Genomic DNA, 4,465 nt, shown 5'->3' on the forward strand with positions numbered 1-4,465 from the left:
CACCCATCCTCCCGATCTGACTCAACGAGCCAGACCCTTGGAGGGGGTCAACTTTCAGGCGTCGATCGCGGTTCACTTTTGGGCCGTCGCCGACAGTGCATGGACCCACTTCGCTACGGGCTTGCTGCCCTCCCGGCAGACGGACACGTCAAAGCGTTCCGTGTCCTCGTCTCGGTGTTCTCCGTCGCCGGTACCGCCGCAGGCAGACGTACTGCAAGGGCACTTGCGGGCACGCGTGGCACAACTTGTCTCCCCGGTGAGACGCCGTGGCAGCGCACGCTGATGTGAATGAGGCGCGAACGCGAAGGTGCGGTCAGGTCGCTGGTTGATCGCTTACTCAATTCGGGCGAGCTTCGCGTCGAAGAGGGGGCCCAGGGACTCCTCCCTGCAGGTAGACAGGGCAGCGGAGGCTGCCCGTGATCTTGATGTCGTCTCTCGCTGCGCCCTGTTGGAGGACGCTGACGTGGCTATCGCCCCAGGAGAAACAATCCTCGTACTCACAGCGGAGTAGCCCGGATCGGGATCCGTGGCTAACTGCCACCTTCGTCAGGCGTGATGTTATGGCGGCAGGCATCTGCGTGCCAGGGAGAGAGTGAAGGCGAAGCCCGCCCGATCGGCGGGCCCGGGGGAGGCCACATGACGGTCCAGGATCGGGCGGCGAACGGCCGGGAGGAGTCCCACGCCCGGCTCCGCCTGGTGGAGCAGCGTGGCAGCGAGGTGAACTTCCCGCCCATCGACAACGGCCTGGACTACCTCCTCAGCGTCATCGCGTCCCTGGCCGACGACGAGGAGTGGGGGCGGGTCAGCGCACGTGACCTGAAGTACGCCGTGCTGCACCTGCAGGCTGCCGCCGAGGTGCTGCTCAAATACCGCCTGCACCAGGAGCATTGGACCTTGGTCTTCGCCGAGCCGGGCAAAGCCAAGAAAGAGGAGCTGGCTGATGGGTCCCTGGCCAGCTGCACCCCCGCCCAGACGGTGGACCGACTGCGGCGTATCGTCGGGCTGCCCATCGCGGACAAGGACGCCGCCGCGCTCAACAAACTGGCCAAGACCCGCAACGCGCTGCAGCACTATGGGCTCACTGACAGTGCCCGCGCCGTCGAGGTCCTGGACTTTCTCGTCCGCTTCCTGGACGAGCAGCAGCTGCTGCCTGCTCTCCCCGACGAGGACCGGCAGCGGACCACGCAGGACATGCGGACCATCCGACGCGGTCTCAGCCGGATCCAGGGCTTCGTCACGCGACGCATGCAGCGGCTGAGGGCCGAACTGGAGCCGCGTCAGAACCGCACCGTGGCGTGTCCCCACTGCAACCAGTGGGCCCTGGCCGTGGCGGACGACAACAGCAAGTGCCGGTTCTGCACGGTACGGACCGACGCGCTCGACTACGTCCTCCACCAGGACAGCAACGCCTCGTACCGCCGGTGTCTGAGCTGCGATAACCATGCAGTGGTCTGTGGCGTTCTCACCGCGGCCGCCCCGGACGTGCCGGTGGACCTGTGTTTCAGCTGCGGGAAGACCTTCCCCCCGCTAAAAGCCTGTCTCCGGTGCCACCGACGCTTCCAACCACACGACTTCGAGACGGTCTGCGCCGACTAGGCCGCGAAAGAGAACCAGTGACGTAGACCGCCCTCGGGCAGTGGGGTGGACAGGGCTTCTGCCCAGCCCACTGCCGCATCTGCGTGTTACGTCCACCGCATGCCGATGTTGGACAGTTGTTTCACTCGTTCCGGGGTCAGTCCGGTGGCTCTGTTGCGTTGGTTGTTGATCCATGCTCCCAGGCGGTATTGGTCTTCCCGGCCGTTCTCGGTGAGCATGGTCTCTGTGTGTTTGCGGGGGACGTTGAGGTGTCCTTCGCGTGCGTAGTACTGCCGGGCGGCGGTCAGGTTGGCCGTCCATTTGTCGGCCTGGCTGGTGCGCGGCTTCGGCTTCTCGTCCTCTCTGGCGGGTGTGATCCCGAGGACCTGCTCGCACATCCACTGCTGCACGCCGGTGAGCTGGTCCCACCCATACCGCACCGACTGCACCCACCGCCCCAGATCCTCGCCCTGGCGCAGGACCTCCCCCGGCGTGGTAGGCAGCGCCCCGCCCGTATCCAGGTGTGTCCGTACGAGGTGGAAGCAGCGCTGCCAGCTCACCGGCCACGCCGGGCACCAGGACGCGTCGATCTCCTCCAGCTGCTCACGCCGCGTCTCCGACAACGCCCCGGCCGACGACCCCACCGGCAACCCCTCAGCCCGCCGCCGCTCGATCTCCTGCGCCTTCCTCGCTGCCGCCCGCGCGTTCTTCAACCAGATCCCCACCGCCGCGCCCTGGAAGGTGGCGTCCGCAGGTGCCAGGAGGTGTCCGTGTTCGGCGGCCCACCCGCGTGCGGCGGACAGGCCTTCCTCCCATGCGACGTCGTAGTGGGACCAGATCATGCCGAGCTTCTCCAGCTGGGCGATGCGGTCCTCGTCCATGTCGCCGCGGGCGTAGAAGCGGCGGGCGTCGGCGGTCCACTGCCCCAGCGGGAAGTTCGCGAGCGAGGCCGGCCACACCGTGTCCTCCGCCTCCTGGTCCTCGGCGGCGGGCACGCGGTACGTGAACGGCACCTTCAGGTCGCCGTGTTCGCGGGCGTAGAGGACGGCCGCTTCCACCCCGCGCCGCCAGTGCTCGTGCTCCGGGTTGAGGACGCGCAGGTTGATGAACGCCGCGAGTGCGGCCGGGTCGCGGGGCGTACTGAACTTCAGCAGCGCCCTGGCGGGGGCACTGACGCCCCGGGAGCCCGCACCGCTCCCGCCCGTACTCTTCCCGTTGTCGTCCTTGGCTACGGGCGTGTAGCGGCTCGGGGCCTGCTGCTCCGCGAGGGCTTCCACGATCCTGGCGTCGTGTGCCCGGAGGGCTTCCAAGAGCCTGGCGAGCCCGTTGTAGGCCCGGGAGGTGAGCATGTTGTCGGGTGTCTCGCCGGGCCCGAGCAGCACCGGCACGACCAGGCTGGCCATCTTCCCCTCGCCCGGCTGCATCCGCAGCGCCCGGCCCACCGCCTGGACCAGGTCCGGCATCGAACCGCGCACATCCGCCCAGTACACGGAGTCACAGTTTTTCGTGTCTACGCCCTCGCCCAACACCTTCACTGAACTCAGGTAGCACTTCTCCACCACGGTGCCGTCCGTGGCGATCCCGGCCGCGAACTCGCCCAGCAGACGCCGACGGTGGAGCGGCTTGTGGTCCCCGCACAGCCAGTTGGCCCAGGTCGTCTTCGGGTACAACTCCGGGTCGGATGCGTGCAGTTTCGAGGCGACGTCCGCAAGGCCGGCCGCGAAGGCTTCGGCTTCCTTGACCGTGTGGTGGAAGACGAGCGTGCGCCGGAAGCCTTCCTCCGAGGATGCCTTCACCAAGGCCGTCTGCAGGGCGGCGAGCCGGGCCCCGCGGACCTCTGCGGAGCGGCTTTCGGCGCCCAGGAGCTGCGCGGCCTGGAGGGCGGTGTCGGTGACGTCGACGCATACGACCTGGTAGGGGGCACAGATTCCTCGGTCGATGGCTTCCGAGAGGGTCAGGGTGAACGCCCTGCTGCCGAAGGGGCCCTGGGGGTCGTCGTCCATGCTTGCGACCAGCTCACCGGGTGCGCCTGCTTCGTCCTCGTCTCCGAGCTGCCAGAGCCGGGGGGTGGCGGTCATGTAGAGGCGGCGCAGGGAGGGGATCTTCTGGTTGTCGTGGACGACCGCCCACGGCTTGCCGATCCGGCCCGACACCCTGTGGGCCTCGTCCACGACGATCAGGTCCCACCCCGGAAGGCCCCGGGCGTGTGCCCGTTCCAGGGTGCCGAGTCCGAGGCTTGCGTACGTGGCGTAGACGGTGACCTTGTCCAGGCCGCGCGTCCACTCCACCAGCTCGTCCACGTCCGTGGTGTGGGGGAAGGACGCCTCTTCACCCCGCAGTGAGGACACCCCGATCATCGGCCCCCTGCGGCCTCCCTCCCGCCACGCGGTCTCGGTCTGTGCCAGCAGGTCCAGCGACGGCACGAGCACCAGCACACGGCCCGCGTGAAGCTCCTGGGCGCTGCGGACGGCCACGAGGCTTTTCCCGGATCCGGTCGCCATGATGACCTGGGCCCGGAGGCCTTGCTCGGGCACGCCCGGGCCTGCAGGTAGTTCGAGGGCACGCAGCACGGCATCCACGGCTTCTCGCTGGTGGGCCCGTAGTTCCCTGACTGCCATTTTGATCTGCCTTCTCCTACGACGCGAGAGCACCCGCACTCAACCAGGGAGCGCGAATGTGTATGCAGGCGTCACCTCGGCGACTTCAGGGATGCCCGGATCCCACATTTCTGCCCCTGGACAGACCACCGATCCGATCCGAGGTGCCTGTCGCTCGAGCCCATGGGTGGCGCCTCACTCCAGAGTCTATCTGAAGAAGAAAATGAAGCAGAGGATTGATGACTCGACACGCACGCCGCGGGTACGCGGGTTACGGATACTCCTCCCCACCG

2 protein-coding genes are annotated in these 4,465 nt (G+C 67.8%); one reads left to right on the forward strand and one right to left on the reverse strand.

What is annotated here, in order from left to right:
• Positions 1–636: 636 nt before the first annotated feature.
• On the forward strand, positions 637–1,596 hold the full coding sequence (locus HNQ79_RS32975; RefSeq protein ID WP_221508377.1) for a hypothetical protein: 960 nt from the start codon (positions 637–639) through the stop codon (positions 1,594–1,596).
• A gap of 86 nt (positions 1,597–1,682) precedes the next feature.
• Here the strand turns inward: HNQ79_RS32975 and HNQ79_RS32980 are convergent, their stop codons facing one another.
• Positions 1,683–4,193, reverse strand: coding sequence for a DEAD/DEAH box helicase (locus HNQ79_RS32980; RefSeq protein WP_185036668.1), 2,511 nt, complete (start codon positions 4,191–4,193; stop codon positions 1,683–1,685).
• Positions 4,194–4,465: the final 272 nt, after the last annotated feature.

It is taken from the genome of Streptomyces candidus (genome assembly GCF_014207445.1).
GTDB classification, from domain to species: domain Bacteria; phylum Actinomycetota; class Actinomycetes; order Streptomycetales; family Streptomycetaceae; genus Streptomyces; species Streptomyces candidus.